We start from the raw sequence: 26,879 nt of genomic DNA on the forward strand, positions 1-26,879 counted from the left end.
TCTTTACATTCACGATAGCGAATATGAAGATGCCGCCAAAACCGGAGGAGGACAGACCCGATGACGTTCAAGACGACAGCCGCCGCGGCGGCGCTGGCGGCGCTGCTGCCGGTCGCCGCGCTGGCCAGCGAGGATATCGCCGACCAGTACCCGCAAAGCCCGCTCTACGCGAAACCGGTGGAGTTCATCCCCAATGTCTGGTCGGCCATCGGCGCCACCGCGCCGCCCACCTACGAGAACACCGGCCACAACAACAACCTGTCCTTCCTCGTCACCGGCGACGGGGTGATCGTCATCAATGGCGGGGCGGCCTATGTGCTGGCCGAGGCGCTGCACCAGGAGATCAGGGCGATCACCGACCAGCCGGTGAAGCTGGTCATCAACGAGAACGGCCAGGGGCACGCGATGCTCGGCAATTCCTACTGGGCCGAGCAGGGCGTCCCGATCCTGGCCCATGTGGACGCGGCCCACGAGATCGAGGCCTATGGCGGCACGATCCTGGAGGGGATGAAGCGCTACAACCGCGACAAGGCCGCCGGCACCAGCGTGGTCGGCCCGACCGAGACCTTCGAGGATCGCAAGGTGATCGAGATGGGCGACATGCGCGTCGAGGTGCTGCATCTCGGTCCCGCCCACAGCCCTGGCGACATCCAGGTCTGGCTGCCGGATGAAAAGCTGGTGATCGCCGGCGACATGGCCTTCCACGAGCGGATGCTGCCCATATTCGCCGAGACCGACACCTCCGACTGGATCGATACCTGGGAAAACGCGTTCGAGTCGCTCGGGGCCGTTTACGTGATCCCCGGGCACGGGCACCCGACCAACATGGACCAGGTGCGGCGCTATACCCGCGATTATCTCGTCTATATCCGCGGAAAGATCGGCGAATATCTCGACGCCGGCGGCGATCTGACCGATGCTTACTACGTCGACCAGTCGCCCTATGCGCATCTCGATACCTTCGAGGAACTGGCGACCAAGAACGCCGGCCGGGTCTACGAGGAGATGGAATGGGAGTAACGCCGGCATGCGCGCGCTGAGGGCGCTGGACCTTCCGCCGGTCTGGCTGGCGGGCTTCGGCGCGCTGGCCTGGGCCCAGTCGCGGTTCGCGCCGGCGGGCGGCCTGCCGGACTGGGCCGGGACGCTCGGCCTGGCCCTGGTGGCCGTCGGCATGCTGCTGATCGCGGCGGCCGGACTAGAATTCCTGCGCCATCGCACCACCATCGTTCCCTACGAGACGCCGCGCGACCTGATCGATACGGGAATCTACCGGCTGACCCGGAACCCGATCTACCTGGGCGACGCGGCGATCCTGGCCGGGGCGATCCTGCTCTGGGGCGCGTGGCCGTCGCTGATCCTGGTGCCGGTCTTCATGGCGATCATCGCCCGGCGGTTCATCCGCTGGGAAGAGGCGCGGCTGCGCGAGACCTTCGGCGACCGGGCCGCGGCCTACATGCGCCGGGTGCGCCGCTGGATCTGACCGCCGCTGCGCCGCCCTGTCGCTTGTGGCCGGGGCGAAACGAATGTTAAGTGGCCCCGACCCGGCGTTTTCGGGGCGAAAAACGACGACAACGCGAAGAACGGGAGAGTGGGAACGTGAAAATCGGGGCACCCAAGGAAGTCGCCAAGGGCGAGGCGCGCGTCGCGCTGACGCCGGACTCGGCGCTTCAGCTTCAGAAGCTGGGCTATGACTGCGCGATCGAGACGGGCGCGGGCACGGCGGCGGGCTTCTCGGACGCCGCCTATGAAGAGGCCGGCGTCGAGATCGTCAAGACGCCCGCGGCGCTCTGGAAGGCGGCCGACATCGTCGCCAAGGTCCAGCCGCCGACCGAGACCGAGGCCAAGCGCCTGACCAAGGGCAAGACGCTGATCTCCTTCTTCTGGCCGGCCCAGAACGAGGAGCTGCTGGAACTCTGCCGGTCCAAGGGCGCGAGCGTCATCGCGATGGACATGGTGCCGCGGATCTCGCGCGCCCAGAAGATGGACGCGCTGAGCTCGATGGCCAACATCGCCGGCTACCGCGCGGTGATCGAGGCGGGGAACAATTTTGGCCGCTTCTTCACCGGCCAGGTGACGGCGGCGGGCAAGGTGCCGCCGGCCAAGGTGCTGGTGATCGGCGCCGGCGTCGCGGGGCTGGCCGCCATCGGGACGGCGACCTCGCTCGGCGCGGTTGTGCGGGCCTTCGACGTGCGCCCCGAGGTGGCCGAGCAGATCGAGTCGATGGGCGCCGAGTTCCTGATGCTCGACTTCTCCGACGACATGTCGGGCGAGGGCGGCTACGCCAAGCCCGCGAGCCCGGAGTTCATCGAGAAGGAGATGGAACTCTTCCGCGCGCAGGCGCCGGAGGTGGACATCGTCATCACCACCGCGCTGATCCCGGGCAAGCCCGCGCCGAAGCTCTGGCCCGAGGAGATGGTCAGGCTGATGAAGCGCGGCTCGGTGATCGTCGACCTCGCCGCCGAGAAGGGCGGCAACTGCGACCTGACCGTGCCCGACGAGAAGATCGAGACCGAGAACGGCGTCACCATCGTCGGCTACACCGACTTCCCCTCGCGGATGGCGACGCAGTCCTCGACACTCTACGCCACCAATATCCGTCACATGATGACGGACCTGACGCCCGAGAAGGACGGCACGCCGGTCCACGACATGGAGGACGACGTGATCCGGGGCGCGACGGTGACCCACGCGGGCGAGATCACCTATCCGCCGCCGCCGCCCAAGGTGCAGGCCATCGCCAAGGCCCCCAGGAAGGAAGCGCCGAAGGAGCTGACGCCCGAGGAGAAGCGCGCCGAGGAACTCGCCGCCTTCAAGGCCCAGACCAAGCGCCAGGTGGGGCTGCTCGCGATCGGCGCGGCGGCGATCCTCGCCGCCGGGCTGGTGGCGCCGGCAAGCTTCATGCAGCATTTCATCGTCTTCGTGCTGTCTGTCTTCGTCGGCTTCCAGGTGATCTGGAACGTCAGCCACAGCCTGCATACGCCGCTGATGGCGATCACCAACGCGATCTCGTCGATCATCATCCTGGGCGCGCTGATGCAGATCGGCTCGACCAGCCTGCTGGTGACCATTCTCGCCGCGGTCTCGGTCTTCATGGCCGGGATCAACATCTTCGGCGGCTTCCTCGTGACACGGCGCATGCTCGCCATGTTCCAGAAATCGTAAAGACAGGAGTAGGGGATCATGGAATACGGATTCACCACGGCGGCCTACGTGGTCGCGGCCGTCCTCTTCATCCTGTCGCTGGGCGGGCTCTCGGGGCAGGAAAGCGCCAAGCGCGCGGTCTGGTACGGGATCGTGGGCATGGCGCTCGCGATCGTCGCGACGCTGATCGGGCCGGGCGCGGGGCTCTGGGGGCTCTCGCTGGTGCTGATCGCGCTGGGCGGCGTGATCGGCTGGCAGGCGGCGGTCCGGGTGCAGATGACGCAGATGCCGGAACTGGTGGCGGCGATGCACAGCCTCGTCGGCCTCGCGGCGGTCTTCGTCGGCTTCAACGCCGATTTCGAGATCCTGCGCGTGGCCGCGATGGACGACACGGCGAAGGCCGCGCTCGAGGGCTTCGCGGCGCTGGTCGCCAAGAAGACGCCGGTGGAGATCAACATCCTGAAGGTGGAACTCAGCCTCGGCATCTTCATCGGCGCGGTGACCTTCACCGGCTCGGTGATCGCTTATGGCAAGCTGGCGGGCAAGGTCGACAGCGCCGCCAGGAAACTGCCGGGCGGGCACATGCTGAACGCCGCCGCCGCGATCGGCTCGATCCTGATGCTGGCGCTCTATCTCGGCGGCGCCGGCAGCTGGACGCTCTTCGTGATGGCGCTGCTGGCCTTCTTCATCGGCTATCACCTGATCATGGGGATCGGCGGCGCCGACATGCCGGTGGTGGTCTCGATGCTGAACAGCTACTCCGGCTGGGCCGCGGCCGCGATCGGCTTCTCGCTCGGCAACGACCTGCTGATCGTGGTCGGCGCGCTGGTGGGCTCCTCGGGGGCGATCCTGAGCTACATCATGTGCAAGGCGATGAACCGCTCCTTCGTCAGCGTGATCCTCGGCGGCTTCGGCGGCGCGCAGGGCCCCGCGGCCGAGATCGAGGGCGAGCAGATCGCCATCGACGCCGAGGGCGTGGCGGCGGCGCTGAACGAGGCCGACAGCGTGATCATCGTGCCGGGCTACGGCATGGCGGTGGCGCAGGCGCAGAACGCGGTCAGCGAGCTGACCAAGAAGCTGCGCGGCCAGGGCAAGGAGGTGCGCTTCGCCATTCACCCCGTGGCCGGGCGCCTGCCGGGGCACATGAACGTGCTGCTGGCGGAGGCCCGGGTGCCCTACGACATCGTGCTCGAGATGGACGAGATCAACGAGGACTTCCCCGAGACGGACGTGGTGATCGTGATCGGCTCGAACGATATCGTGAACCCGGCCGCTCAGGACGACCCGAACTCGCCCATCGCCGGGATGCCGGTGCTGGAGGTGTGGAAGGCCAAGCAGGTCTTCGTCTCCAAGCGCGGGCAGGGCGCGGGTTATTCGGGCATCGAGAACCCGCTCTTCTTCAAGGAGAACACGCGGATGTTCTACGGCGACGCCAAGCAGTCCGTCGACAAGCTCCTGGCGCTCATCGACTGAGACAGGCCGCCCCGCGCCGCGGGGCGGCCCGGTCGCGGCGCCTGCGGCGCCAAGCCTTTCTCGCCCCGCGCGGTCGCCCGCGCGGGGCGTTTGCCTTCGGCGAGGATATTTGCACCACTTGGAGAGGCCGGGTTTCCAAGTGGCGGAAATATCCCCGCCGGAGGCCCCGAGCGCCCCCTGTCAGGGGGCGCGAGAGACAGGGAACGGCGCCCCGCAGGGGCGCCTCCGCATACGGCGGTGCACAGACAAGTGCCCGGATTCGCGCGTTTTTCCTGTTTCGGCCCGGCGCGGTTCCGGCTAGGCTCGGCGCAAAGCCCGAGGAACCGGACCATGACGCTGCCCGAAGATCACCCGCTGCGCTACGAGCTGTCGAACGAGCTGCATGCCAGGCCCTTTCCCGTGCTGGCCGCGCCCTGCCACGCGGTCTTCCTGGCGATCAAGCGTCCGGAGAACGCCGCCGGGCGGGACAAGGGCCTGGACCGGGCGCATCTGGTCCGGCTGCTGGACCGGTTCGGCACGACGCATCCGAAAGAGGGCGCGACCCATTTCTTCGGCCAGCTCGGGCGCCACCGGATCAAGTGGGAATGCCATACCGAGTTCGTGACCTACACGGTTTTCGTCGAGGGCACGATGGAGCGGCCTTTCGACGGCGCGGCCTACGAGGTGTTTCCCGAGGACTGGCTGGCCGAGGCGCCGGGCCGGCGGCTCACATCGGCGCTGGTACGGGTGGAGGAGACGCCGTCCGACGAGGCCGAGGTGGGGCATCGCTGCGCGGCATGGTTCGAGGCCGACAGCGTGGCGATCAGCCGGGTGCTCGACGACTCGGCCATCGTGGCCACGGATTTCCGGATCGACGCGACGGGGCACACGCGGATCGCGGTCTTCACCGACCCGGGCACCGGGCGACGGCGGCTCGGCCGCGTGGTCCAGCGCCTGCTCGAGATCGAGACCTACAAGACGATGTCCATGCTGGGCCTGCCCGTCGCGCGCGAGCTGGGCCAGCGGATGAACGGGCTGGAGACCCAGCTCGCCGGCCTCGTCTCGGCGCTGACCGCGCGCGAGGCGGAGGCCGAGCAGGCGCTGCACGAGCTGCTGGAGGTCTCGGCAGAGCTCGAACACATGCTGGCCCGCAACGGCTACCGTTTCGGCGCCACCGAGGCCTATGCGACCATCGTCGACCAGCGCATCGACGTGCTGCGCGAAAGCCGCTTCCGGGGCCGCCAGACGCTGCGCGAGTTCATGATGCGCCGCTTCGATCCGGCCATGCGGACCTGCACCGCGACCCGGCTGCGGCTCGAGGGGCTGACGGCGCGGGCGGAACGCGCGGGCAATCTCCTGCGGACGCGGGTCGACGTGGAGCGATCGGCGCAGAACCAGAAACTGCTCGAGAGCATGGACCGCCGCGCCGACCTGCAACTGCGGCTGCAGCGCACGGTGGAGGGTCTCTCGGTCGTGGCGATCAGCTATTACGGGGTCAGCCTGGCGAGCTACGCGCTGGCGCCGCTGGCCGGGCGCGCCCTCGGGATCGACAAGGCCGTGCTGACCGGCCTCCTGGTGCTGCCGGTCGTGGCCGCGGTCTGGTGGATCGTCCAGCGCGTCCGGAAATCCATGCATTGACGCCGGGGCCCGGCGCCGGCCCGTGTCATTCGGCCGCGACGCCGGCGGCGGGGATGCGCCGGGTGCCGATCGCCGCGTCCGCGGCCCAGGCGCCGAGCGCGATCGCGCCCAGCGCGAGCAGCGCGGCGATGCCCAGCGTCGGCACGCCGGCAAGACCGGCGCCGACGGTGCAGCCGCCGGCCAGCACCCCGCCCGCGCCCATCAGGACCGCGCCGGCAAGGTAGCGGCCCGTTTGGCGCGGGGTCTCGAAGCTTTGCCAGCGGAACTCGCGCGTGAGCAGCGCCGCGCCGGCGCTGCCGGCCAGCACACCGCCAACCAGCCCCACGCCGAAATTGGCCGGGACGGCGGTGCCGGCGATCGTCCAGAACAGGCTGTCGGCCATCGGCGCGGTGAAGCTCAGCGATTGCAACGCCACCGGGTCGAAATCGTCGTAGAGCACGTAGCCGGTGCCCGCCCAGCCGAGCGGCACCAGCAGCCCGATGGCGGCAGCCATGACCAGCTGGCCCGCGCCGTTGCCGGACCGCAGCCCGTAGCCGAGCGCCGCGAGCCCCAGCAGGCCGGCCCAGACCGGTGCGCCGCCCGGAAGCGCCGCGAGCGAGGCGAGGCCGGGATCGACCGTGACGCTGCCGAGCGTCGTGCGCAGCGGCGCCAGCGCCCCCTTGAGCGTCGCATGGGCGGTGATGGCGAAGATCGCCAGAACCGTCAGCGCCCGCAGGTTGCCGCTGCCGGTCAGCACGGTCAGCCGCGAGACGCATCCGCGCGTCAGCACCATGCCGGCCCCGAACGCCGCGCCGCCGATCAGGATCGCGGCGAGCGGCAGCGCGCTGGCGGTGTAGCGATGGCCGGTAAAATCGACCCAGCCTGCCGCCACGGCGCCCTGTGTGCCCAGGACCGCCACGCCGAGCGCGGTCAGCCAGAGGCCGAGCGCCGGGCGCCGCTCGGACGGTGCCCCCACGAGCCCGCGGCGCAGGCAGAATCGGCTGCGCTGCGCGAGCACGCCGAAGGCCAGGCCGAGCATCGCGCCGAGCAGGATCGCCGCCTGGGGTGCGGTGAAATCGGTGAAGCCGAAGCTGGCAAACATGGATCGCTCTCCGTCGCTGGGAAGTCGTCCCGATCTGGCGCGGATTTGCCCCTGTCTCAAGGGGGGGATCGGGGTATCGGCCGGCTCCGCTGGGAACGGTGTTCTCCACCGGCACCGATCGGCGAAACACCGGACCATCGGGGCCGGGCGCGGGCAACCGGCCGCCCACGGGGATGGCCGGCGCAACGCGCGCGTTCTTTTTTCAGCTTCGGCGCCCGGTCGGGGCGCCTTGACCTTCCGGGCGGGGCGCACCACTCTTCCGCGCAGATGCGCCCGTGCGGGGGATGTTCCACCCCCGCCGGCCCCGAAATCCCGAGGAGCCCCCATGCCGATCAAGAACCGCCTGGCCGAACTGCATGACGAGATCACCGAATGGCGCCGCGACCTGCACGCGCATCCGGAATTGCTGTTCGAGACCCATCGCACCGCGGGCATCGTGGCCGAGAAGCTGCGCGCCTTCGGCTGCGACGAGGTTGTCACCGGGATCGGCCGCACCGGTGTCGTCGGCGTCATCAGGGGCAAGAGCGACGCCGCCGGACGGGTGATCGGGCTGCGCGCGGACATGGATGCGTTGCCGATCACCGAGGCGACCGGGCTCGACTATGCCTCGGAAAACGAGGGGCTGATGCATGCCTGCGGCCATGACGGGCACACGGCGATGCTGCTCGGCGCGGCGAAATACCTGGCGGAGACCCGCAATTTCGACGGCACCTGCGTGGTGATCTTCCAGCCGGCCGAGGAAGGTGGCGGCGGCGGCAAGGAGATGGTCGACGACGGGCTGATGGAGCGTTTCGCCATCCAGGAGGTCTACGGCATGCACAACTGGCCCGGCGTCGAGACGGGCCGCTTCGCGATCCGGCCGGGGCCCTTCTTCGCCGCGACCGACCAGTTCGTGATCGATGTCGCGGGCAGGGGCGGGCACGCCGCCAAGCCCCACGACACGATCGATCCGACCGTGGTCTCCAGCCATATCGTGCTGGCGCTCCAGTCCATCGTCAGCCGCAACGTGGATCCAACGCTGCAGGCGGTGGTCTCGGTCACCAGTTTCGAGACCGGCTCGCACGCCTTCAACGTCATCCCGCAAACGGTGCGGATGCGCGGCACGGTGCGCACGCTGGACGCCGATGTGCGCGCCCAGGTCGAGGAACGGCTGATCGCGCTGGCCGAGACGACGGCCGCCGCTTTTGGCGCGCGGGCCGAGGTCGACTACCAGCGGGGCTACCCGGTCATGGTCAATTCAGACGAGCAGACCACGTTCGCGGCGGAGGTCGCAGAGCGCGTCTCGGGGCAGGAGACGATGGAGGCGCCGCTCGTCATGGGGGGCGAGGATTTCGCCTTCATGCTGAACGCGCGGCCGGGGGCCTATATCCTGGTGGGCAACGGCGACTCGGCGATGGTTCACCACCCCGAATACAACTTCAACGACGACGCGATCCCGGCGGGCGCCTCCTGGTGGGCGGAGATCGTCGAGAGGCGCATGCCGGCGGCTTGACCCCGCCGCCGGCCCCGGATAGCGAGCGGGCATGGCCGCGCCACCGCTTCTGCAACTGACCGATATCTCGCTGGGCTTCGGGGGCGATCCGCTCTTCTCGGGGCTCGATCTCGTCGTGCAGCCGGGCGACCGGGTCGCGCTGGTCGGGCGCAACGGGTCCGGGAAATCGACCCTGATGAAGGTCATGGCCGGGCTGGTGGAACCCGACACCGGCGCGCGCATCCTGCCGCCGGGCGCCAGCGTCGGCTACATGGAACAGCACCCGGACCTGTCGCGCTTCGAGACGCTGGGCGACTTCGCCGCCTCGGCGCTCGACCCGGCCGAGGCCTATCGCGTCGAGATGGCCGCCGAGGGGCTCAAGTTCGACCCGGCGACGCCGGTCGCGACCGCCTCGGGCGGCGAACGCCGACGGGCGGCGCTGGCCAAGCTGCTCGCCGAGGCGCCGGCGCTGATGCTGCTCGACGAGCCCACGAACCATCTCGACATCGAGGCCATCGCCTGGCTCGAACGCCAGTTGACCGACACCCGCGCGGCCTTCGTGCTGATCTCGCACGACCGGGCCTTCCTGCGCCACCTGACGCGTGCGACGCTCTGGATCGACCGGGGGCAGGTGCGCCGCCGCGAGCAAGGCTTCGAGGGGTTCGAGGAATGGCGCGACAAGCTCTGGGAGGAAGAGGACCAGGCGCGCCACAAGATGGATCGCCGGATCAAGGCCGAGGCCCGTTGGGCGGTCGAGGGCATCAGCGCGCGGCGCAAGCGCAACCAGGGCCGCCTGCGCGAGCTGCAGAAGTTGCGCGCCGAGCGCGCGGCACAGATCAGGCGCCAGGGCACCGCCGCGATGGCGCTGGAGTCCGGCCCCAGGAGCGGCAAGCTGGTGGTCGAGGCCAAGGACATCGCCAAGAGCTATGACGGGCGGCCGATCCTGCGCGACTTCTCGATCCGCATCCAGCGCGGCGAGCGGGTGGCTTTCGTGGGTCCCAACGGCGTGGGCAAGACGACGCTTCTGAAGATCCTCATGGGCGAGGTGGCGCCCGACAGCGGCACCGTGCGGCTCGGCACCAATCTCGTGCCGGCGATCTTCGACCAGAACCGCGCCGCGCTGGAGCCCGACGCGACGCTCTGGGAGAGCCTGACGCTGGACCCGGCGATGCGGGTGCAGGGCAGCTCCGACCAGGTGATGGTGCGCGGCCAGCCGCGCCACGTGGTGGGCTATCTCAAGGATTTCCTCTTCGACGAGGCCCAGGCCCGCGCCCCGGTGCGCGCGCTCTCGGGCGGCGAGAAGGCGCGGCTTCTGCTGGCCCGGCTGATGGCGCAGGAATCGAACCTGCTGGTGCTGGACGAGCCGACCAACGATCTCGACATCGAGACGCTGGACCTGCTGCAGGAACTCCTGGACGATTACGCGGGCACGGTGCTGCTGGTCAGCCACGACCGCGACTTCCTGGATCGCGTGGCCACCACGACCGTGGCCATGGAAGGCGACGGGCAGGCCACGGTCTATGCCGGCGGCTGGTCCGATTACCGCGCGCAGCGGGGCGACCGGGGGGCGGCGACGGCAAAACCCGCGAAACCCGCCAAGCCCGCCAGGGCGGCGAAACCTGGCGGGGCGGATCGCCGGGCGGCCGGCGCGCCGGGCGGCAAGCTCAGCTTTACCGAGCGCCACCGCCTCGAGGCACTGCCCGGCGAGATCGCGCGCCTCGAGGCCGAGATCGGCAAGCTCGAACAGCTTCTCGCCGATCCCGATCTCTACAGCCGCGAACCGGTGAAGTTCCGCAAGGCGACAGAGGCCCTGGCCGCCCGGCAGGACGCGCTGTCCAGCGCCGAGGAGGCGTGGCTCGACCTGGCCGCCCGCGCCGAGGGCGAGGCCTGACCGCCCGCGCGGGCGATTGCCTGCGACGCGGCCGCGTGGCAATCTCTGCCCAGTACGCACGGAGGCCCCATGCGCGCCTTGATCCTGACGTTCGTCCTGACCGCTGCCGCCGCCGCGCCGGCCCCGGCCGCCGGACCCGACCCGGCAGCGGGCCGCGCGGCCTTCGAGAGGTATTGCGCCGCCTGCCACGGGCGCGCGGCGCAGGGCGACGGGCCGATGGCCGAAATCCTGACGATGCGGGTGCCGGACCTGACGCGGCTGGCGGTGCGCGCGGGCGGGGCCTTCCCGATGCTTCGGGTCGTGCGCGTCATCGACGGGCGCGATGCCCGGGCCGGGCATGGCGGGCCGATGCCGGTTTTCGGCGCGCTTTTCGACGGGCCGGGCGGGGCGCTGGACGCCGAGGGGGGCGATCCGCTGCTGACCAACGGCCGGATCCTTTCGATCGCCGACTACCTGGAAAGCCTGCAGGTCGCGCCGTGATCCGCTGGGCGGTGCTGGCGCTGGCGCTGGGGCTTGCGGCCTGCGCCGGGCCGCCGCCGGGCGCGGCCCCCCCGGCGGAGACCGGCGTGGTCGTGGCGATCGACCTGTCGGACCAGGCGATGACGGTGCGCCGCGACGGCGTGCGCCTGGGCGTCTGGCCGGTCTCGACGGCCCGCGCCGGCAAGACCACGCCGGTGGGCGATTTCCGGCCCGAGCGGCTGGCGCGGGTGCATTACTCGACCCTCTATGACGGTGCGCCGATGCCCTGGTCGATCTTCTTCGCCGGCAATTACGCGATCCACGGCACGACCGAGGAGGCGCGGCTGGGCTGCCCGGCCTCGGCCGGCTGCGTGCGGCTGCACCCCGAGAATGCCCGCACGCTCTTCGCGCTGGTGTCGCGGGCCGGGCCCGCGCGGACGGTCATTCGCATCCGGCCGTGAGCCGGGGCTTGGCGCGGCGCCCGGCTTTCGGCAAAGTGGAGGCGGGCAAGACACCGCGCCCGCGTCCCGCGGGCCGAGCGAGGGAGAAAACAAAGCGATGCTGAGAACGGGTTTGACCGCCGGGGGCGCCGCGCTGGCGCTTGTCGCGGCCTGCACGACGCCGGTGGATGTCGGGCGCCGCGCTTTTGACGCCAACTGCGCCAGTTGCCACGGCGCCGACGGGCAGGGCGACGGCCCGGCCGCGGCGGGGCTGCCGGTGGCGCCGTCGGACCTGACCCGGATCGCGGCGCGCAACGGCGGCGTCTTTCCCGAGGCCGAGGTGATGTCGGTGATCGACGGCTACACCCGCGAAAAGCACTATCCCGGCGAGATGCCGGAATTCGGCGAATCGATGGCCGGGGGGCGCCAGGTGCTCTGGCAGGCGCCCGACGGCGCGCTGGTGCCGACGCCGGAGGTGCTGGTCGACCTGGCAGGCTATCTCGAGAGTATCCAGCAATGAGGGAGGGACGGATGCGACGACCGATCATCCTGGCCGCGCTGGCGGCCTGCGTGGCGCTGCCGGCCATGGCGCAGACCGCCGAAGAGGGCGAGTCGCGCTACAAGTCCTGGTGCGTGGCCTGCCACGGGCTGGAGGCCCGCGGCGACGGGCCGATGGCCGAGATGCTGACGATCGAGACGCCCGACCTGACCCTGCTGGCCGAGACCAATGGCGGGGTCTTCCCCACCAAGCGCGTGGCGCGCCGCATCGACGGGCGCGACCCGGTTCTGGGCCATGGCGGCGAGATGCCGGTCTACGGCGATCTCTTCGACGGCAAGCCGACGGTGATCGAGACCGAGGGGGGCGAGCTGATCCTGATGAGCCGCCCGGTGGCCGAGCTGATCGTCTGGCTGCGCAGCGTGCAGGAATAGGGACGGTTCAGGCCGGGCCGGGGGCGGCAGGACCTGCCCAGCCGGGATGGCAGGGCGGCAGGTCCCTCTGGCGATCGCACGGCGGGCCTGCGGCCCTTGGTTCCGCGCGGTCCGGTCACACATCCACCTCTTCCACGAACCGCGCGTTTTCCTGGATGTACTCGAACCGCTTCTCGGGCTTCTTGCCCATCAGCCGTTCGACCAGTTCGCCGGTCTCGCCTGGCTCGTCCTCGTCGATGGAGACCCGGATCAGCTTGCGGGTCGCGGGGTTCATCGTGGTCTCTTTCAGGTCCTTGGCGTCCATCTCGCCCAGGCCCTTGAAGCGCGAGACCTCGACCTTGCCCTTGCCGCCGATCCCGGTCGCCATCAGCCGGTCCTTTTCCGCCTGGTCCAGCGCGTAGACGCGCCTGGCGCCCTGTGTCAGCCGGTAGAGCGGCGGGCAGGCGAGGTAGAGATGCCCCTGGTCGATCATCGGCCGCATCTGCGTGAAGAAGAAGGTCATCAACAGCGCGGCGATATGCGCCCCGTCCACGTCCGCGTCGGTCATGATGATGATCTTGTCGTAGCGCAGGTCGTCGATGTTGAACTTGCTGCCCAGCCCCACGCCCAGCGCCTGGGTCAGGTCGTTGATCTCGGCGTTGGAGCCCAGCTTCGACGAGGCCGCGCCGAGCACGTTCAGGATCTTGCCGCGCAGCGGCAGCAGCGCCTGGGTCGTGCGGTCGCGCGCCATCTTGGCCGAGCCGCCGGCCGAGTCGCCCTCGACGATGAAGAGCTCGGTGCCCTCGCGCGCGTTCGAGGTGCAGTCCACCAGCTTGCCCGGCAGGCGCAGCTTCTTGGTGGCGGATTTGCGCGCCGTCTCCTTCTCCTGGCGGCGGCGCAGCCGTTCCTCGGCCTTGAGCACGAGGTAGTCGAGGATCGCGCCGGCCGATTTCGTGTCCGAGGCCAGCCAGTTGTCGAAATGGTCGCGGACCGAGTTCTCGACCAGTTTCTGCGCCGCCGAGGTGGCCAGCCGATCCTTGGTCTGGCCGACGAATTCCGGCTCCCGGATGAAGCAGGAGACCAGCGCGCAGCCCCCGGCCATCACGTCCTCGCGGGTGATCTGCTGCGCCTTCTTGTTGCCGGCTAGCTCGCCATAGGCGCGGATGCCCTTGAGGATCGCCGCCCAGAAGCCGGCCTCGTGGGTGCCGCCCTCGGGCGTGGGCACGGTGTTGCAGTAGCTCTGCACGAAACCGTCGCGCGACGGCGTCCAGTTGATCGCCCATTCGACCGATCCGGGCGTGTCGGCGCCGAACTTCTCGGCGAACTGGACCTTGCCCGCGAAGGGCCGGTCGGCATAGGACGCGGCCCCCTTGAGCTGCTCGGTCAGGTAGTCGGCCAGCCCGCCCGGAAAGCGGAAGCTCGCCTCGGTCGGCGTGTCGCCGTCCGAGACCTCGGATTTCCAGCGGATCTCGACGCCCGAGAAGAGATAGGCCTTGGACCGGGCCATCTTGAAAAGCCGCGCCGGCTTGAACTGCAGGGTGCCGAAGATCTCGGGATCGGCGTGGAAGGTCACGCTGGTGCCGCGCCGGTTGGGCGCGGCGCCCTCGGGGCGGATGGGTCCCTGCGGCAGCCCGCGCGAGAATTCCTGCGCGTAGAGCTGGCGGTCGCGGGCCACCTCGACCCGCAACCGGTCCGACAGCGCGTTGACCACGCTGACGCCCACGCCGTGCAGGCCGCCGGAGGTCTGGTAGGCCTTGCCCGAGAACTTGCCGCCCGCATGCAGCGTGCAGAGGATCACCTCGAGCGCGGATTTCTCGGGAAATTTCGGGTGCGGGTCGATCGGGATGCCGCGGCCGTTGTCGCGGATCGTGATCGAGTGATCGGCATGCAGCTCCACCTCGATGCGGTTTGCGTGCCCTGCCACGGCCTCGTCCATCGCGTTGTCGAGCACCTCGGCCACAAGGTGGTGCAGCGCCCGCTCGTCGGTGCCGCCGATATACATGCCGGGGCGCTTGCGGACGGGTTCCAGCCCTTCCAGCACCTCGATGGAGGAAGCGTCGTAGGTGCCGTCTGACCCCGCGGTGAGAAGATCGTCTGCCATGTAGCACTGCCCGTTTTCGTGATTGGCCCGCATTATGGCAGGTGTCGCACGCCGGGGGAAGGGAGCGCGGCCGGCGCAGGACGGCAACAGCCCGGGTCAATGTAACGGTTTTTTGACAGAGATCAGGGCGCAGGGGGAAAATCCGTGCAACCCCGGCCCTTCAATTCCAAGGAGGGGTGCGCATGCAAGATGAGCAGATGAACACGACGGAGGCGCCGGTCGAGGCGACGATGAAGCTGGACGCGAAGTCCTTTCCAGTGGTCTCGCCGGACGCGATCCGCCACGCGTTCGAGACCGGCAAGTATCCCTACGAGACCAAGCTCTCGCGCCGCAGCTACGAGGCCGGGAAGGCCAGGCTCCAGGCCGAGTTGCTCAAGGTGCAGAAATGGGCGCAGGAGACCGACCAGCGCTTCGTGCTGATCTTCGAGGGGCGCGACGCCGCCGGCAAGGGCGGCACGATCAAGCGCTTCATGGAGCATCTGAACCCGCGTGCGGCACGGGTGGTCGCGCTGAACAAGCCCACCTGGGAAGAGAAGGGCCAGTGGTTCTTCCAGCGCTATATCGAGCATCTGCCGACGGTGGGCGAAATGGTCTTCTACGACCGCTCCTGGTACAACCGCGCCGGGGTCGAGCGGGTGATGGGCTTCTGCCAGCCCAACGAGTATCTCGAATTCATGCGCCAGACGCCGGAACTGGAACGGATGCTCGTTCGCTCGGGCATCCGGCTCTACAAGTACTGGTTCTCCGTCACCCAGGAAGAGCAGGCGCGGCGTTTCGAGGCGCGCAAGACCGATCCGCTCAAGCGCTGGAAGCTGTCGCCCATCGACCAGGCGAGCCTCGACAAGTGGGGCGACTACACCGAGGCGAAAGAGGCGATGTTCTTCTACACCGACACCGCGGATGCGCCCTGGACGATCGTGAAATCCGACGACAAGAAACGCGCGCGGCTCAATTGCATGCAGCATTTCCTCGATTCGCTGGATTACCCGGACAAGGACCGCAAGGTCGTGCGGGGTCCGGACCCGCTGATCGTGGGGCGCGCCGATCACGTCATCCACAGGGCCGACCACATTCTCGGGTCGTCGCTGCATCCGGACACCCGGCACGTGCACGCCTGATCCGCTTGTCTGCGTCCCGCCGGGCGCCTAGGCTCCGGCGGGAAACGGGCGAGGGGACGCGCGCATGTGGAACGACCGCTACGACAGGCCGGATTACCTCTTCGGCACGGCGCCGGCCGTTTTCCTGACGGAACAGGCCGAATGGCTGCGGCCCGGGCTGCGGGCGCTGGCCGTGGCCGACGGCGAGGGGCGCAATTCCGTCTACATGGCCGGGCAGGGGCTCGACGTCGTGGCCTTCGACGCCGCGGAGGTGGGGCTGGACAAGGCCCGCCGCCTCGCGGCCGCGCGCGGCGTGACGGTGGATTTCCGCCTGTCGGATATCGAGAGCTGGGACTGGGACGCGGCGCCCTATGATCTCGTCGTCGCCATCTTCATCCAGTTCGCCGACCCGGCCCTGCGCGCGCGTATCTTCGAGGGCATGACGCGCGCGCTGGCGCCCGGCGGCGTGCTGCTTCTGCACGGCTACAGGCCGGAACAGGTCGATTACGGCACCGGCGGCCCGCCGCTGCGCGAGAACATGTACACCGAGGAGATGCTGCGCGTGGCCTTCGCCGATCTCGAGATCCTGCGGCTCGAGTCCTATGACCGCGAGGTGCAGGAAGGCGAGGGCCATTCGGGCATGTCGGCGCTGATCGACCTCGTGGCGCGGAAGCCCGCCTCCTAGGCGCCTGCCCGCGTGCCGCCGGGCATTGCCCCGCCCGCGCGAAGCGCCTAAGGGCAGGGCATGGACCGCGCCGAGACCAATGCCCCGGGCGCGCATTTGCGCGCCGTTCTGGTGCTGGGGCTGCCGCTCGTCGGCAGCCACCTGGCGCAGTTCGCGATCCACCTGACCGACACGCTCATGCTGGGCTGGTACGACGTCGAGGCGCTGGCCGCCGTGGTGCTGGCGGCCTCGATGTTCATGGTGCTGTTTCTCGTCGGGTCGGGGTTTGCCTGGGCGGTGATGCCGATGGTGGCGAGCGCGGCCGCCGAGGGTGATCAGACCCAGGTGCGGCGCGCGACGCGGATGGGGATGTGGCTCTCGATCCTTTACGGCGCGGCGGTGCTGGTGCCGATGCTGCTGGCCGGCCCGATCCTCCTGGCGCTGGGGCAGACGCCGCTGTTGTCGGGGATGGCCGAGGATTACCTGCGGATCGCCGGGTGGGGCATGGTGCCGGCGCTTTTGGTGATGGTGCTCAAGGGCTATCTCTCGGCGCTCGAGCGCACGCGGATGGTGCTCTGGTCGACGATCCTGGCGGCGATCCTGAACGCGGGGCTGAACTGGATGCTGATCTTCGGGCACTGGGGCGCGCCGGAACTTGGCCTGCGCGGCGCGGCCATCGCCTCGATCATCTCGCATCTCGCGCCGCTCGCCGTGCTGGCCGTCCACGTGGTCACCGCGCGGGCCACGCGCGATCACGCGCTCTTCCAGCGGTTCTGGCGGCCCGACTGGCCGGGGTTCCTGCAGGTGTTCCGGCTTGGCTGGCCCATCGGGATCACCACGCTGGCCGAGGTCGGCCTCTTCGCCGCGACGGCGGTGATGATGGGCTGGCTCGGCACGGTGCCGCTGGCCGCCCACGGCATCGCCATCGAGATCAGCTCGGCGACCTTCATGGTGCATATGGGCCTGAGCCAGGTCGCCACCGTCCGGGCGGGGCGGGCGCTCGGCCGGCGCGACATCGCCGCGCTCCGGCTGGGGGCGGTGGTGGTGCTGGGCTGCTCCATGATCTTCGCGGCGCTGACCATGGCGCTGTTCCTTGGCCTGCCGGCGCCGCTGATGGGGCTATTCCTCGATCCGGGCGATCCGCAGGCCCCGGCCATCGTGGCCGCCGGCGTGGGGCTGCTGGCGGTGGCGGCGCTCTTCCAGTTCGCCGACGGCGCGCAGGTGGTCACGCTGGGGCTGTTGCGCGGCCTGCGCGACACGCGGGTGCCGATGGTGCTGGCGGCGATCAGCTACTGGGCCGTCGGCATGCCGGTGGCCTACCTGCTGGGCTTCGTCGCGGGCTGGGGCGGGATCGGCGTCTGGCTGGGGCTGGTGATCGGGCTGGCGCTGGCGGCGGTGACGCTGTCGCACCGATTCTGGCGCCGCCTGCAGCGGCTGGACGCCGCCCCGTCGGACGGGACGGCGCCAGGGGGTGCCTAGGGCTCAGCGCGACAGCGCGTCGAGCACGCGCGCCCAGCTGCGGATGCCCTTGTGGAAGCTTTCGAGATCGTATTTCTCGTTCGGGCTGTGAATGCGGTCGTCTTCCCTGGCGAAGCCGATCATCATCGCGTCCATGCCCAGCATGTCCTTGAAGAGCCCCGCTATGGGGATCGACCCGCCCATGCCGACGAGAACCGCCTCGCGGTGCCACTCGTCCGACAGTGCCCGGCGCGCGGTCTCGAACTCGGGCCGGTCGGTGTTCATCACGACCGCCTTGGCGCCGTCGATATCCTGGTCCCAGGTCACGCTGGCATCGGGGGGCAGCTGCGCCTCGACATGGGCGCGCAGGTTCCGGCGCACCGCGTCCGGATCCATGTCGCCCACCAGCCGGCAGGTGATCTTGCAATGCGCCTCGGCCGGGATCACGGTCTTTGTGCCCGCGCCCTGGTAGCCGCCCCAGAGGCCGTTGATCTCCAGCGTCGGACGTGCCCATTGCTGGACCAGCGCCGAGTAGCCCGCTTCGCCATGGGGACGTGTCATGCCGACGCTTTCGAGGTATTCGCGCTCGTCGAAGCCGCAGGTTTCCCATTGGCGCAGCAGCGCGTCGGGCACCTCTTGGACGCCGTCGTAGAAATGCGGCACCGTCACGCGGCCGGTCTCGTCGTGGAAGGAGGCGACGATCCTGGCGATCTCGCGCAGGGGGTTCAGCGCGGGTCCGCCGTAATGGCCCGAATGCAGGTCCATCTTCGGCCCGTGGAGCGTGAACTCGTCCTTGACCATGCCGCGCAGCTGCGACGCGATCGAGGGCACGCCCGGCGCCACCATGGCCGTGTCGCAGATCAGCGCGAGATCGGCGGTCAGCTCGTCGGCGTGATCCTTCATGAAGGGCACCAGCGAGGGCGAGCCCGACTCCTCCTCGCCCTCGAGGAAAAAGCTGATCCGTGCCGGCAGGCTGCCATTCACGGCGATCCAGGCCCGGCAGGCCTCGACGAAGGTCATAAGCTGGCCCTTGTCGTCCGAGGCCCCGCGCCCGCGGATCACCTTGCCGGCCGGGGTGTCCTCGATCGCCGGGTCGAACGGGTCGCGGTTCCACAGCTCCAGCGGGTCGACGGGCTGCACGTCGTAATGGCCGTAGAACAGCAGGTGCGGGCCGTCGCCTGCGCCATGGGCCGTGACGATCGGGTGCCCGGGCGTCGGCCGCTTGGCCGCCTCCAGCCCGAGCGTGGCAAGATCCGCCACCAGCCAGTCGGCGGCGGCGTCACAGGCCTCGGCATAGGCCGGGTCGGTGGAAATGGACTGGATCCGCAGAAGCTCCATCAGCCGTTCGGTGGCCGCGGGCAGCTCCGCATCGATATGGGCGAGCGTTTTCTCGAGCGACATGGGCATCCCTTTTTCTGGAAGTCGGGCGCGAGCCTATCAGGCGCCGCGGCGCTGTCCAGCCGAAGGGGACCCGGCCGCCATCGGCCGGGCCGGTCTCAGGCGCGCCGGGTGATCCAGCCGCCGCCGAGCACGCGGCTGGTGCCGGTCTCGTAGAAGACGCAGGCCTGCCCGGGCGCGACGCCTTCCTCGGGGTTCAGCAGTTCCACCACGGCGCCGGTCGGGCCGTCGGGACGCACCACCGCCTCGCGCGGGGGGCGGGTGGACCGCACCTTGACCGAGACATGCCATGCATCGCGGCTCTCGAAGGGCGCGTCGCCGAGCCAGTTCACCTCGGCCACCGGCACGTGCCGGGTCGAGAGCGCCTCTTTCGGGCCGACGATCACCCGGCGCGAGTCGGGGTCGAGCTTGACCACGTAGAGCGGCTCCGACAGGCCGCCGATGCCAAGCCCGCGGCGCTGGCCGATGGTGTAGTGGATCACGCCGTCATGCCGGCCCAGCACGGTGCCGGCCATGTCCACGATCTCGCCGGGTTCGGCCGCGCCGGGGCGCAGTTTCTCGATCACGCGGGCATAATCGCCGTCGGGGACAAAGCAGATGTCCTGGCTGTCGGGCTTGTCGGCCACGCCCAGCCCGTAGCGCGCGGCCAGCGCGCGGGTGGCGTCCTTGCTTTCCAGGTGGCCGAGCGGGAAGCGCAGATAGGCCAGCTGCTCGGGCGTGGTGGAGAACAGGAAATAGGACTGGTCGCGGTTGGCGTCGGCCGCGCGGTGCAGTTCGGGCCCGGCGGCGCCGTCCCTGCGCTGGATGTAATGGCCCGTCGCCATGCAGTCGGCGTCGAGATCCCTGGCGGTTTCCAGCAGGTCCTTGAACTTCACCTTCTCGTTGCAGCGGATGCAGGGCACGGGCGTCGCGCCGGCGAGATAGCTGTCGGCGAACTCGTCGATCACCGCGTCCTTGAAGACGCTCTCGTAGTCGAGCACGTAATGCGGGAAGCCCATCTCCTCGGCCACGCGCCGCGCGTCGTGGATATCACGCCCGGCGCAGCAGGCGCCCTTCTTGGCCAGCGCCGCCCCGTGATCGTAGAGCTGCAGCGTCACCCCCACCACGTCGTAGCCCTCCTCGGCCAGCATCGCGGCCACCACGGAACTGTCGACGCCGCCCGACATCGCCACGACGACGCGGGTCTCGGCCGGGGGGCGGGCGAAACCAAGGGAATTGACCGGGTGATCCGTGTTGTCGAGCGCCATGGGGTCTCCTGTGCAATGCCGCGGAATATAGGAAAATCCCACGCACTCTCAAGATGGGGTTTCACCGGCCATTAAGCCAGTCCGCGCAGTCTGCCGGCGCGAATGAGGAGGGGTATCCATGTTCATACGACGTACCGACGGGCCCGTGTCCGTCATCCTGTCCGACGGAAGCCGCATGACCCGCGCCGATCTGCCGCCGCCCGATACCCGGCGCTGGGTCGCCAGCCGCAAGGCGGCCGTGGTGCGCGCGGTCGCCCACGGGCTCATCACCCCGGGCGAGGCATGCAAGCGCTACGGCCTCTCGGAAGAAGAGTTCAACGGTTGGTGCCGGGCGATGGCCGCGCATGGCGAGAAGGCGCTGAGGACCACGGCGCTGAAAACCTATAGACAACCAGAGGGAGAGATGAATAAATTTTAGCGACGATAACGTGTGGTTAACCATTGCGAGGTTCTGTAGGGTAAACAGACCTGGCGACGGAGATGAGTGATGCGAGTTCTTTTGGTGGAAGACGATCCCACCACGGCCAAGAGCATCGAGATGATGCTGACCAACGCCAACCTCAATGTCTACAGCACGGACCTGGGCGAAGAGGGCATCGATCTTGCCAAGCTCTATGACTACGACCTGATCCTGCTGGACCTGAACCTGCCGGACATGAACGGCCACGAGGTGCTGCGCCAGCTGCGGCTCGCGCGGGTGGAGACGCCGATCCTGATCCTGACGGGCCATGACGACACCGACAACAAGCTCAAGGGCTTCGGTTTCGGGGCCGACGACTACCTGACCAAGCCCTTCCACCGCGAGGAACTGGTCGCGCGCATTCACGCGATCATCCGCCGGTCCAAGGGGCATGCGCAGTCGATCATCCACACCGGCAAGATCGCGGTGAACCTCGACGCCAAGACGGTGGAGGTCGATGGCCAGCCGGTGCATCTGACGGGCAAGGAATACCAGATGCTGGAACTGCTCTCGCTGCGCAAGGGCACGACGCTGACCAAGGAGATGTTCCTCAACCATCTCTATGGCGGCATGGACGAGCCCGAGCTGAAGATCATCGACGTCTTCATCTGCAAGCTGCGCAAGAAACTCAGCCAGGCCACCGGCGGCGAGAACCACATCGAAACGGTCTGGGGCCGCGGCTATGTCCTGCGCGAGCCCGAACAGGCCCAGGGGGACACCCCGGTCGCCGTCTCCGCCTGACGGCGACCCAAGGGCCGGGCGCCCTGGCGGCGCGATGCGTCTGGACCTCCCCGGGACCGCACCCTATCACTTGGGGTGACGTCCCGAGGAGGTTCCCGCATGACATCCGACACCGCCGTCGACAAGCTGACCGAGGACGCGGCCCGCGCGGAACTCGCGCGGCTGGCCGACGTCCTGGCGGCGGCGAACCGGGCCTACCACACCCGGGACGCCCCCGAGATCAGCGACGCGGAATATGACCGGCTGAAAGCCCGCAACGCCGCGATCGAGGCACGTTTCCCGCATCTCAAACGGTCCGACAGCCCGTCCGAGCAGGTCGGCGGCCCCGTCGCCGACGACTTTGCCAAGGTCACCCACGCGGTGCGGATGCTGTCGCTGTCCAACGCGTTCGAGACCGGGGAGGTGGCGGAGTTCGACGCGCGCGTCCGGCGTTACCTGGGCCTGGCCGCCGACGCGCGGCTGACCTACACCGCCGAGCCCAAGATCGACGGCCTGTCGCTGAGCCTGCGCTACGAGGACGGGGTGCTCGTGCAGGCCGCCACCCGCGGCGACGGCGAGACGGGCGAGAACGTCACCGCCAACGCCCGCACCATCGGGGACATCCCCGCACGCCTGCAGGGGGACGCGCCCGCCGTGCTGGAGCTGCGCGGCGAGGTCTATATGAGCCACGAGGATTTCGCGGCGCTGAACGACCGCCAGGCCGCGCGCGGCGACAAGACCTTCGCCAATCCCCGCAACGCCGCCGCAGGATCGCTCCGCCAGCTCGACAGCCGGGTGACCGCGCGCCGGCCGCTGCGTTTCTTCGCCTATGGCTGGGGGGAGCTCTCGGCGCCGCTGGCCGGCACGCAGATGGAGGCGATCGCGCGGCTCGCCGCGCTGGGCTGCCCGACCAACCCGCTCACCGCGCTCTGCGACGGACCGGACGAGATGCTCGCCCATTACCGCGAGATCGAATCGCGGCGCGCCACGCTCGGCTATGACATCGACGGGGTGGTCTACAAGGTCAACGATCTCGACCTGCAGCGCCGGCTCGGCTTCCGGTCCACCACGCCGCGCTGGGCGATGGCGCACAAGTTCCCCGCCGAGACCGCCTGGACCCGGCTCGAGGCGATCGACATCCAGGTGGGCCGCACCGGCGCGCTCTCTCCGGTGGCGCGGCTGACGCCGGTGACGGTGGGCGGCGTCGTCGTGTCCAACGCGACGCTGCACAACGAGGATTACATCGCCGGGCGCGACGCGCAGGGCAACGAGATCCGCGACGGCAAGGATATCCGGGTGGGCGACTGGGTGCAGGTCTACCGCGCCGGCGACGTGATCCCCAAGGTCGCCGACGTGGACCTCGCGCGGCGGCCCGCGGAGGCCTCGCCCTATCGCTTTCCCGAGACCTGCCCGGAATGCGGCTCCGATGCCATCCGCGAGGAGGGCGACGCGGTGCGCCGCTGCACCGGCGGGCTGATCTGCCCCGCCCAGGCGGTGGAAAAGCTCAAGCATTTCGTCTCGCGGGCGGCTTTCGACATCGAGGGTCTCGGCGCCAAGCAAGTCGAGGCCTTCTACAAGGACGGCTGGATCCGTGAACCGGCCGATATCTTCACCCTGGAGGATCGTTTCGCCACCGGCCCGCGCCAGCTCAAGAACCGCGAGGGCTGGGGCGAGAAAAGCGCGCGCAACCTCTTCGACGCCATCGCCGAGCGGCGGCGCATCCCGCTCGACCGGCTGATCTTCGCGCTGGGCATCCGCCATGTCGGCGAGAGCGCCTCGGCGCTGCTCGCCCGGCGCTACGGCGACTGGGACAGCTTTCTCACCGCGATGGATCGCGCAGCGGATTTCACGGGGACCGACTGGGACTATCTCAACAATATCGACGGGGTCGGCCCGGTCATGGCGCGGGCGCTTGTCACCACCTTTCAGCAAGAGGCCGAGCGCGCCTCGATCGATCGGCTGGCCGCGCATCTCGACATCCAGCCGGTAGAGATGCCCAAGACCGAGGACAGCCCGGTTGCGGGCCAGACCATCGTCTTCACCGGCACGCTCGAGAAGATGACCCGCGCCGAGGCCAAGGCCCGCGCCGAGTCGCTCGGCGCCAAGGTGTCCGGCTCGGTCTCGGCGCGCACCGATCTCGTCGTGGCGGGGCCGGGGGCGGGATCGAAGGCGACGAAGGCCGCCGAGCTGGGCGTCGAGACCATCGACGAGGATGGCTGGCTCCGCCTGATCGGGGACGCCTGAGCATGGCCGGCCGGCCCGAGATCCTCTTTCCGCTCTTCGGGTCGCTGGAGACGCTGGAGGGGATCGGGCCGAAGCTGGCCAAGCTGATGGCGGGGCTCGATGTCGACACGCCCCGCGACCTGCTGTTCACGCTGCCCCATTCCGGCGTCGATCGCGCGCGCCGCGGGTCGATCCGTGCGGTCACGCCACCGGCCACCGTCACCGTCGAGGTCGAGGTCGGCGCCCACCAGCCGCCGCGGCGCAAGGGCGGCCCCTGGCGCGTGACCGTCACCGATGCCGAGACGAGCTTCCGGCTGGTCTTTTTCCACGCCCGCGGCGACTGGCTGCGCCGCCAGCTGCCCGAGGGCGCGCGCCGGGTCGTCTCGGGCAAGGTCGAGCTTTTCGACGGCATCGCCGAGATGATCCACCCCGACCATATCCTGCCACCCGAGGAGGCGGACGATATCCCGCCCTTCGAGCCGGTCTACCCGCTGACGGCCGGGATCACCCAGCGCACGATGTGGAAGGCCACCCGCGCCGCGCTGGCGCTGCTGCCCGAGATGGGCGAATGGATCGATCCCGCGCTGAAGGCGCGCGAGGGCTGGCCGGGCTGGTCCGAGGCGGTGACCGCGGCGCACGGCCCCGTGCGCCAGGCCGATCTCGAGCCGGCCGCGCCGGCGCGGATGCGGCTCGCCTATGACGAGCTGTTCTCGCATCAGCTGACGCTGGCCGTTGCGCGCGCCCGGCTGCGGCGTGCCAAGGGACAGGTGACCGAGGGCACGGGCGCGCTTCAGGCCCTGATCCGCGCCGCGCTGCCCTACACGCCGACCGGCGCCCAGCAGCGCGCCATGCAGGAGATCGCCGCCGACATGGCCGCGCCGCTGCGCATGAACCGGCTGCTGCAGGGCGATGTCGGGGCCGGCAAGACGCTGGTTGCGTTGATGGCGCTCGCCACGGCGGTGGAGGCCGGCGGGCAGGGGGTGATGATGGCGCCGACCGAGATCCTCGCGCGCCAGCACCTCGGCAGCATCCGCCCGCTGGCCGAGGCCGCCGGCATCGTGGTGGAGATCCTCACCGGCCGCGACAAGGGGCGCGAGCGCGCCGCGAAGCTGGCCGCGCTGGCCGAGGGGCGCATACAGGTGCTGATCGGCACCCACGCCGTGTTCCAGAAGGACGTGGCGTTCCGGGACCTGCGCCTCGCCGTCATCGACGAGCAGCACCGCTTCGGCGTCTCGCAGCGGATGGAACTGGGCGCCAAGGGGCAGGCGGTGGACATCCTAGTGATGACGGCCACGCCGATCCCGCGCAGCCTCGCGCTGGCGCAATACGGCGACATGGATGTCTCGGTCCTGGACGAGAAGCCGCCGGGGCGCAAACCCGTGAAAACGGCGCTGGTCTCCGCGGGCCGCCTGGACGAGGTGGTCGCCCATCTCGCCGGGGCGACGGGGGCCGGGCGCCAGGCCTACTGGGTCTGTCCCCTTGTCGACGAGAGCGAGAGCGTCGACCTCGCCGCCGCGGAGGCCCGCTTCCAGGCGCTGCGCGCGGCGCTCGGCGAGGGTGCGGTCGGGCTGGTGCACGGCCAGATGCCGCCGGCCGAGAAGGACGCCGCCATGGCCGCCTTCCAGCGCGGCGAGACGCGGGTCCTGGTCGCGACCACGGTGATCGAGGTGGGCGTCGACGTGCCCAACGCCTCGATCATGGTGATCGAGGGGGCGGAGCATTTTGGGCTGGCCCAGCTCCACCAGCTGCGCGGCCGGGTGGGGCGGGGCGCGGCCGAATCGACCTGCCTGCTGATGTACACGCCGCCCCTGACCGAGGGTGGCGAGAAACGCCTCGCGATCATGCGCGAGACCGAGGACGGCTTCCGCATCGCCGAGGAAGACCTGCGGCTGCGCGGGGCGGGCGACGTGCTGGGCGTAGCGCAATCCGGGCTGCCGCGTTTCCGCGTCGCCGATCTCGAGCGCCAGTCCGGGCTCATGGCGCTGGCGCAGTCCGACGCCCGCGCGCTGCTGGCCGCGGATCCCGCGCTCGAGGGCGACCGCGGACGCGCCGCGCGGCTGCTGCTCTGGCTGATGGAGCGCGATCGCGCGATCCGCCTGATTTCCGTGGGATAGGCCGAAAATCACGTTCCGTTCACGAATGTTCCTAAAAAGTTCTTTACAGGACGCGCGATTTTTGAGAACAAACGAGCAACACGAGTCCAACGGAACGGAGATGTCGTCATGATCGGAGATATTCGCAAGATCCTCACGCGGTCCCCCGGCGCCGTCATGGAAGATGCCGCCGGCTGTGCGGCCCTTGCCGTGCTGGTGATGCTGGGGCTGTACCTGCCCGGACTCGTCTGAGACCTGCCTGCGGTCTGTCGGGCGCCCGCGCTTCCCCCAACCCGTGCCGGCGCCCTTTCCTCATCGGACGGACCCTTACCTGACCGCCGCGCGCCTTGGCCCGCGGCGGTTTTTTTGGATATTTGGACCACTTGGACGGGCCGCGCGACGCCCCCCTCCAAGTGGTGGAAATATCCCCGCCGGAGGCATGGATCCTGCGCCTTGGCCGGCCCGGGCGCTCAGGCGCAGGCCGCTTCCTGGGCCTTGTCGAAGGCCTCGAGCGTCGCCTCGAGCGCCAGCATGATCGAGGCATGCCGGTTCTTGTAGTCGCGCGCGGGTTCCAGGACGGCGAGATCCTGGAAAGGTGGCCCCGGGGGCGGGGCGCCGTCTTTCAGCATGGCCCTGAGCCCGTCGCGCGCGGCCGCGATTTCGTCGCGGGTCCGGCCGATGACATGGGCGCCGACGACCGCCGCGGCGGCCTGGCCAAGCGCGCAGGCCTTGACGTCCTGGCCGAAGCGGGCCACGCGCCCGTCGGCCACGTCGAGATCGACCGTCACGGTGGATCCGCAGAGCGGCGAGCGCTTCTTGACGGTGGCGGCCGGGGCCTCCAGCCGGTCGGTCAGGGGGATGTCCGCGGCCAGCGCGAGGATGCGCTGCGAGTAGAGCTTGATCAGATCGGTTTCGGCGCTCATGGGCTCCGGCTTT

24 protein-coding genes are annotated in these 26,879 nt (G+C 69.7%); 19 read left to right on the plus strand and 5 right to left on the minus strand.

Annotation, left to right across the window (positions count from 1 at the left end; all coding sequences use genetic code 11):
• Positions 1 to 60: 60 nt before the first annotated feature.
• From ACQ5SP_RS06770 to ACQ5SP_RS06790, 5 genes are all read left to right on the plus strand, one after another.
• Positions 61 to 1,020, plus strand: coding sequence for an MBL fold metallo-hydrolase (locus ACQ5SP_RS06770; RefSeq protein ID WP_430937589.1), 960 nt, complete (start codon positions 61 to 63; stop codon positions 1,018 to 1,020).
• A gap of 7 nt (positions 1,021 to 1,027) precedes the next feature.
• Entirely contained in the window at positions 1,028 to 1,480 is a 453-nt protein-coding gene (locus ACQ5SP_RS06775; RefSeq protein ID WP_430937590.1) for a methyltransferase family protein, read from the plus strand.
• 116 nt (positions 1,481 to 1,596) lie between these two features.
• Positions 1,597 to 3,162, plus strand: coding sequence for a Re/Si-specific NAD(P)(+) transhydrogenase subunit alpha (locus tag ACQ5SP_RS06780; RefSeq protein WP_430937591.1), 1,566 nt, complete (start codon positions 1,597 to 1,599; stop codon positions 3,160 to 3,162).
• An 18-nt stretch (positions 3,163 to 3,180) separates the two neighbouring features.
• Complete coding sequence (locus ACQ5SP_RS06785) at positions 3,181 to 4,614, plus strand: NAD(P)(+) transhydrogenase (Re/Si-specific) subunit beta (protein ID WP_430937592.1); 1,434 nt, start codon at positions 3,181 to 3,183, stop codon at positions 4,612 to 4,614.
• A 330-nt stretch (positions 4,615 to 4,944) separates the two neighbouring features.
• Positions 4,945 to 6,231: a DUF3422 family protein gene (locus ACQ5SP_RS06790; protein ID WP_430937593.1), complete on the plus strand. Its 1,287-nt coding sequence runs from the start codon at positions 4,945 to 4,947 to the stop codon at positions 6,229 to 6,231.
• Between the two features lie 25 nt (positions 6,232 to 6,256).
• Here the strand turns inward: ACQ5SP_RS06790 and ACQ5SP_RS06795 are convergent, their stop codons facing one another.
• Positions 6,257 to 7,312 carry a YeeE/YedE family protein gene (locus tag ACQ5SP_RS06795; RefSeq protein ID WP_430937594.1) on the minus strand — a complete coding sequence of 352 codons (1,056 nt, stop codon included), beginning with the start codon at positions 7,310 to 7,312 and terminating at the stop codon, positions 6,257 to 6,259.
• Between the two features lie 325 nt (positions 7,313 to 7,637).
• Between ACQ5SP_RS06795 and ACQ5SP_RS06800 the strand changes: the two genes are divergently transcribed.
• The 6 genes from ACQ5SP_RS06800 to ACQ5SP_RS06825 all read left to right on the plus strand — a co-directional run bounded on the left by ACQ5SP_RS06800 (position 7,638) and on the right by ACQ5SP_RS06825 (position 12,503).
• Positions 7,638 to 8,804, plus strand: a complete 1,167-nt coding sequence (locus ACQ5SP_RS06800; protein WP_430937595.1) for a M20 aminoacylase family protein — start codon at positions 7,638 to 7,640, stop codon at positions 8,802 to 8,804.
• Positions 8,805 to 8,835: 31 nt separating this feature from the next.
• Positions 8,836 to 10,674 carry an ABC-F family ATP-binding cassette domain-containing protein gene (locus ACQ5SP_RS06805; protein ID WP_430937596.1) on the plus strand — a complete coding sequence of 613 codons (1,839 nt, stop codon included), beginning with the start codon at positions 8,836 to 8,838 and terminating at the stop codon, positions 10,672 to 10,674.
• 69 nt (positions 10,675 to 10,743) lie between these two features.
• Positions 10,744 to 11,154: a c-type cytochrome gene (locus ACQ5SP_RS06810; protein WP_430937597.1), complete on the plus strand. Its 411-nt coding sequence runs from the start codon at positions 10,744 to 10,746 to the stop codon at positions 11,152 to 11,154.
• Positions 11,151 to 11,594 carry a L,D-transpeptidase gene (locus ACQ5SP_RS06815; RefSeq protein WP_430937598.1) on the plus strand — a complete coding sequence of 148 codons (444 nt, stop codon included), beginning with the start codon at positions 11,151 to 11,153 and terminating at the stop codon, positions 11,592 to 11,594. The genes ACQ5SP_RS06810 and ACQ5SP_RS06815 overlap by 4 nt, the downstream gene beginning before the upstream one ends.
• A gap of 97 nt (positions 11,595 to 11,691) precedes the next feature.
• Positions 11,692 to 12,093, plus strand: a complete 402-nt coding sequence (locus ACQ5SP_RS06820) for a c-type cytochrome (RefSeq protein ID WP_430937599.1) — start codon at positions 11,692 to 11,694, stop codon at positions 12,091 to 12,093.
• A gap of 11 nt (positions 12,094 to 12,104) precedes the next feature.
• Positions 12,105 to 12,503, plus strand: a complete 399-nt coding sequence (locus tag ACQ5SP_RS06825; RefSeq protein ID WP_430937600.1) for a c-type cytochrome — start codon at positions 12,105 to 12,107, stop codon at positions 12,501 to 12,503.
• Between the two features lie 115 nt (positions 12,504 to 12,618).
• Here ACQ5SP_RS06825 and parE read toward each other — a convergent pair whose 3' ends face one another.
• A complete protein-coding gene (gene parE / locus ACQ5SP_RS06830) occupies positions 12,619 to 14,583 on the minus strand; it encodes a DNA topoisomerase IV subunit B (RefSeq protein ID WP_430937601.1) in 1,965 nt (654 codons plus the stop codon).
• Positions 14,584 to 14,813: 230 nt separating this feature from the next.
• Here parE and ppk2 point away from each other — a divergent pair, with 230 nt between their 5' ends.
• From ppk2 to ACQ5SP_RS06845, 3 genes are all read left to right on the plus strand, one after another.
• Entirely contained in the window at positions 14,814 to 15,701 is an 888-nt protein-coding gene (gene ppk2 / locus ACQ5SP_RS06835) for a polyphosphate kinase 2 (RefSeq protein WP_430937776.1), read from the plus strand.
• 64 nt (positions 15,702 to 15,765) lie between these two features.
• Entirely contained in the window at positions 15,766 to 16,365 is a 600-nt protein-coding gene (locus ACQ5SP_RS06840; RefSeq protein WP_430937602.1) for an SAM-dependent methyltransferase, read from the plus strand.
• A 60-nt stretch (positions 16,366 to 16,425) separates the two neighbouring features.
• A complete protein-coding gene (locus ACQ5SP_RS06845; RefSeq protein WP_430937603.1) occupies positions 16,426 to 17,823 on the plus strand; it encodes an MATE family efflux transporter in 1,398 nt (465 codons plus the stop codon).
• A gap of 3 nt (positions 17,824 to 17,826) precedes the next feature.
• Here the strand turns inward: ACQ5SP_RS06845 and ACQ5SP_RS06850 are convergent, their stop codons facing one another.
• Both ACQ5SP_RS06850 and mnmA read right to left on the minus strand, forming a co-directional pair.
• Positions 17,827 to 19,203 (minus strand): dipeptidase, encoded by a 1,377-nt coding sequence (locus ACQ5SP_RS06850; RefSeq protein WP_430937604.1) that lies wholly within the window; start codon positions 19,201 to 19,203, stop codon positions 17,827 to 17,829.
• Between the two features lie 95 nt (positions 19,204 to 19,298).
• On the minus strand, positions 19,299 to 20,447 hold the full coding sequence (gene mnmA / locus ACQ5SP_RS06855) for a tRNA 2-thiouridine(34) synthase MnmA (protein ID WP_430937605.1): 1,149 nt from the start codon (positions 20,445 to 20,447) through the stop codon (positions 19,299 to 19,301).
• 118 nt (positions 20,448 to 20,565) lie between these two features.
• Here mnmA and ACQ5SP_RS06860 point away from each other — a divergent pair, with 118 nt between their 5' ends.
• The 5 genes from ACQ5SP_RS06860 to ACQ5SP_RS06880 all read left to right on the plus strand — a co-directional run bounded on the left by ACQ5SP_RS06860 (position 20,566) and on the right by ACQ5SP_RS06880 (position 26,195).
• Positions 20,566 to 20,865: a DUF1153 domain-containing protein gene (locus ACQ5SP_RS06860; protein ID WP_430937606.1), complete on the plus strand. Its 300-nt coding sequence runs from the start codon at positions 20,566 to 20,568 to the stop codon at positions 20,863 to 20,865.
• 69 nt (positions 20,866 to 20,934) lie between these two features.
• Entirely contained in the window at positions 20,935 to 21,648 is a 714-nt protein-coding gene (ctrA, locus tag ACQ5SP_RS06865) for a response regulator transcription factor CtrA (RefSeq protein WP_430937607.1), read from the plus strand.
• Between the two features lie 99 nt (positions 21,649 to 21,747).
• The gene (gene ligA, locus ACQ5SP_RS06870) at positions 21,748 to 23,871 is read left to right on the plus strand and encodes an NAD-dependent DNA ligase LigA (RefSeq protein ID WP_430937608.1); all 2,124 of its coding nucleotides are present in this window, start codon (positions 21,748 to 21,750) and stop codon (positions 23,869 to 23,871) included.
• 2 nt (positions 23,872 to 23,873) lie between these two features.
• The gene (gene recG, locus ACQ5SP_RS06875; protein ID WP_430937609.1) at positions 23,874 to 25,964 is read left to right on the plus strand and encodes an ATP-dependent DNA helicase RecG; all 2,091 of its coding nucleotides are present in this window, start codon (positions 23,874 to 23,876) and stop codon (positions 25,962 to 25,964) included.
• Between the two features lie 108 nt (positions 25,965 to 26,072).
• Entirely contained in the window at positions 26,073 to 26,195 is a 123-nt protein-coding gene (locus ACQ5SP_RS06880) for a hypothetical protein (protein WP_430937610.1), read from the plus strand.
• A 218-nt stretch (positions 26,196 to 26,413) separates the two neighbouring features.
• On the opposite strand, the gene ACQ5SP_RS06885 is transcribed toward ACQ5SP_RS06880, so the two are convergent.
• Entirely contained in the window at positions 26,414 to 26,866 is a 453-nt protein-coding gene (locus tag ACQ5SP_RS06885; protein WP_430937611.1) for an iron-sulfur cluster assembly scaffold protein, read from the minus strand.
• Positions 26,867 to 26,879 lie beyond the last annotated feature (13 nt).

The sequence above is a fragment of the Rhodovulum sp. YNF3179 genome (assembly GCF_050586465.1).
Taxonomy (GTDB): domain Bacteria; phylum Pseudomonadota; class Alphaproteobacteria; order Rhodobacterales; family Rhodobacteraceae; genus CAJXYS01.

Coding starts and splice junctions, on each gene's coding strand:
- ACQ5SP_RS06770 (WP_430937589.1), top strand. CDS start 61: ATGACGTTCAAGACGACAGCCGCCGCGGCGGCGCTGGCGGCGCTGCTG.
- ACQ5SP_RS06775 (WP_430937590.1), top strand. CDS start 1,028: ATGCGCGCGCTGAGGGCGCTGGACCTTCCGCCGGTCTGGCTGGCGGGC.
- ACQ5SP_RS06785 (WP_430937592.1), top strand. CDS start 3,181: ATGGAATACGGATTCACCACGGCGGCCTACGTGGTCGCGGCCGTCCTC.
- ACQ5SP_RS06790 (WP_430937593.1), top strand. CDS start 4,945: ATGACGCTGCCCGAAGATCACCCGCTGCGCTACGAGCTGTCGAACGAG.
- ACQ5SP_RS06795 (WP_430937594.1), bottom strand. CDS start 7,312: ATGTTTGCCAGCTTCGGCTTCACCGATTTCACCGCACCCCAGGCGGCG.
- ACQ5SP_RS06800 (WP_430937595.1), top strand. CDS start 7,638: ATGCCGATCAAGAACCGCCTGGCCGAACTGCATGACGAGATCACCGAA.
- ACQ5SP_RS06805 (WP_430937596.1), top strand. CDS start 8,836: ATGGCCGCGCCACCGCTTCTGCAACTGACCGATATCTCGCTGGGCTTC.
- ACQ5SP_RS06810 (WP_430937597.1), top strand. CDS start 10,744: ATGCGCGCCTTGATCCTGACGTTCGTCCTGACCGCTGCCGCCGCCGCG.
- ACQ5SP_RS06820 (WP_430937599.1), top strand. CDS start 11,692: ATGCTGAGAACGGGTTTGACCGCCGGGGGCGCCGCGCTGGCGCTTGTC.
- ACQ5SP_RS06825 (WP_430937600.1), top strand. CDS start 12,105: ATGCGACGACCGATCATCCTGGCCGCGCTGGCGGCCTGCGTGGCGCTG.
- parE (WP_430937601.1), bottom strand. CDS start 14,583: ATGGCAGACGATCTTCTCACCGCGGGGTCAGACGGCACCTACGACGCT.
- ppk2 (WP_430937776.1), top strand. CDS start 14,814: ATGAAGCTGGACGCGAAGTCCTTTCCAGTGGTCTCGCCGGACGCGATC.
- ACQ5SP_RS06840 (WP_430937602.1), top strand. CDS start 15,766: ATGTGGAACGACCGCTACGACAGGCCGGATTACCTCTTCGGCACGGCG.
- ACQ5SP_RS06845 (WP_430937603.1), top strand. CDS start 16,426: ATGGACCGCGCCGAGACCAATGCCCCGGGCGCGCATTTGCGCGCCGTT.
- ACQ5SP_RS06850 (WP_430937604.1), bottom strand. CDS start 19,203: ATGTCGCTCGAGAAAACGCTCGCCCATATCGATGCGGAGCTGCCCGCG.
- mnmA (WP_430937605.1), bottom strand. CDS start 20,447: ATGGCGCTCGACAACACGGATCACCCGGTCAATTCCCTTGGTTTCGCC.
- ACQ5SP_RS06860 (WP_430937606.1), top strand. CDS start 20,566: ATGTTCATACGACGTACCGACGGGCCCGTGTCCGTCATCCTGTCCGAC.
- ctrA (WP_430937607.1), top strand. CDS start 20,935: ATGCGAGTTCTTTTGGTGGAAGACGATCCCACCACGGCCAAGAGCATC.
- ligA (WP_430937608.1), top strand. CDS start 21,748: ATGACATCCGACACCGCCGTCGACAAGCTGACCGAGGACGCGGCCCGC.
- recG (WP_430937609.1), top strand. CDS start 23,874: ATGGCCGGCCGGCCCGAGATCCTCTTTCCGCTCTTCGGGTCGCTGGAG.
- ACQ5SP_RS06880 (WP_430937610.1), top strand. CDS start 26,073: ATGATCGGAGATATTCGCAAGATCCTCACGCGGTCCCCCGGCGCCGTC.
- ACQ5SP_RS06885 (WP_430937611.1), bottom strand. CDS start 26,866: ATGAGCGCCGAAACCGATCTGATCAAGCTCTACTCGCAGCGCATCCTC.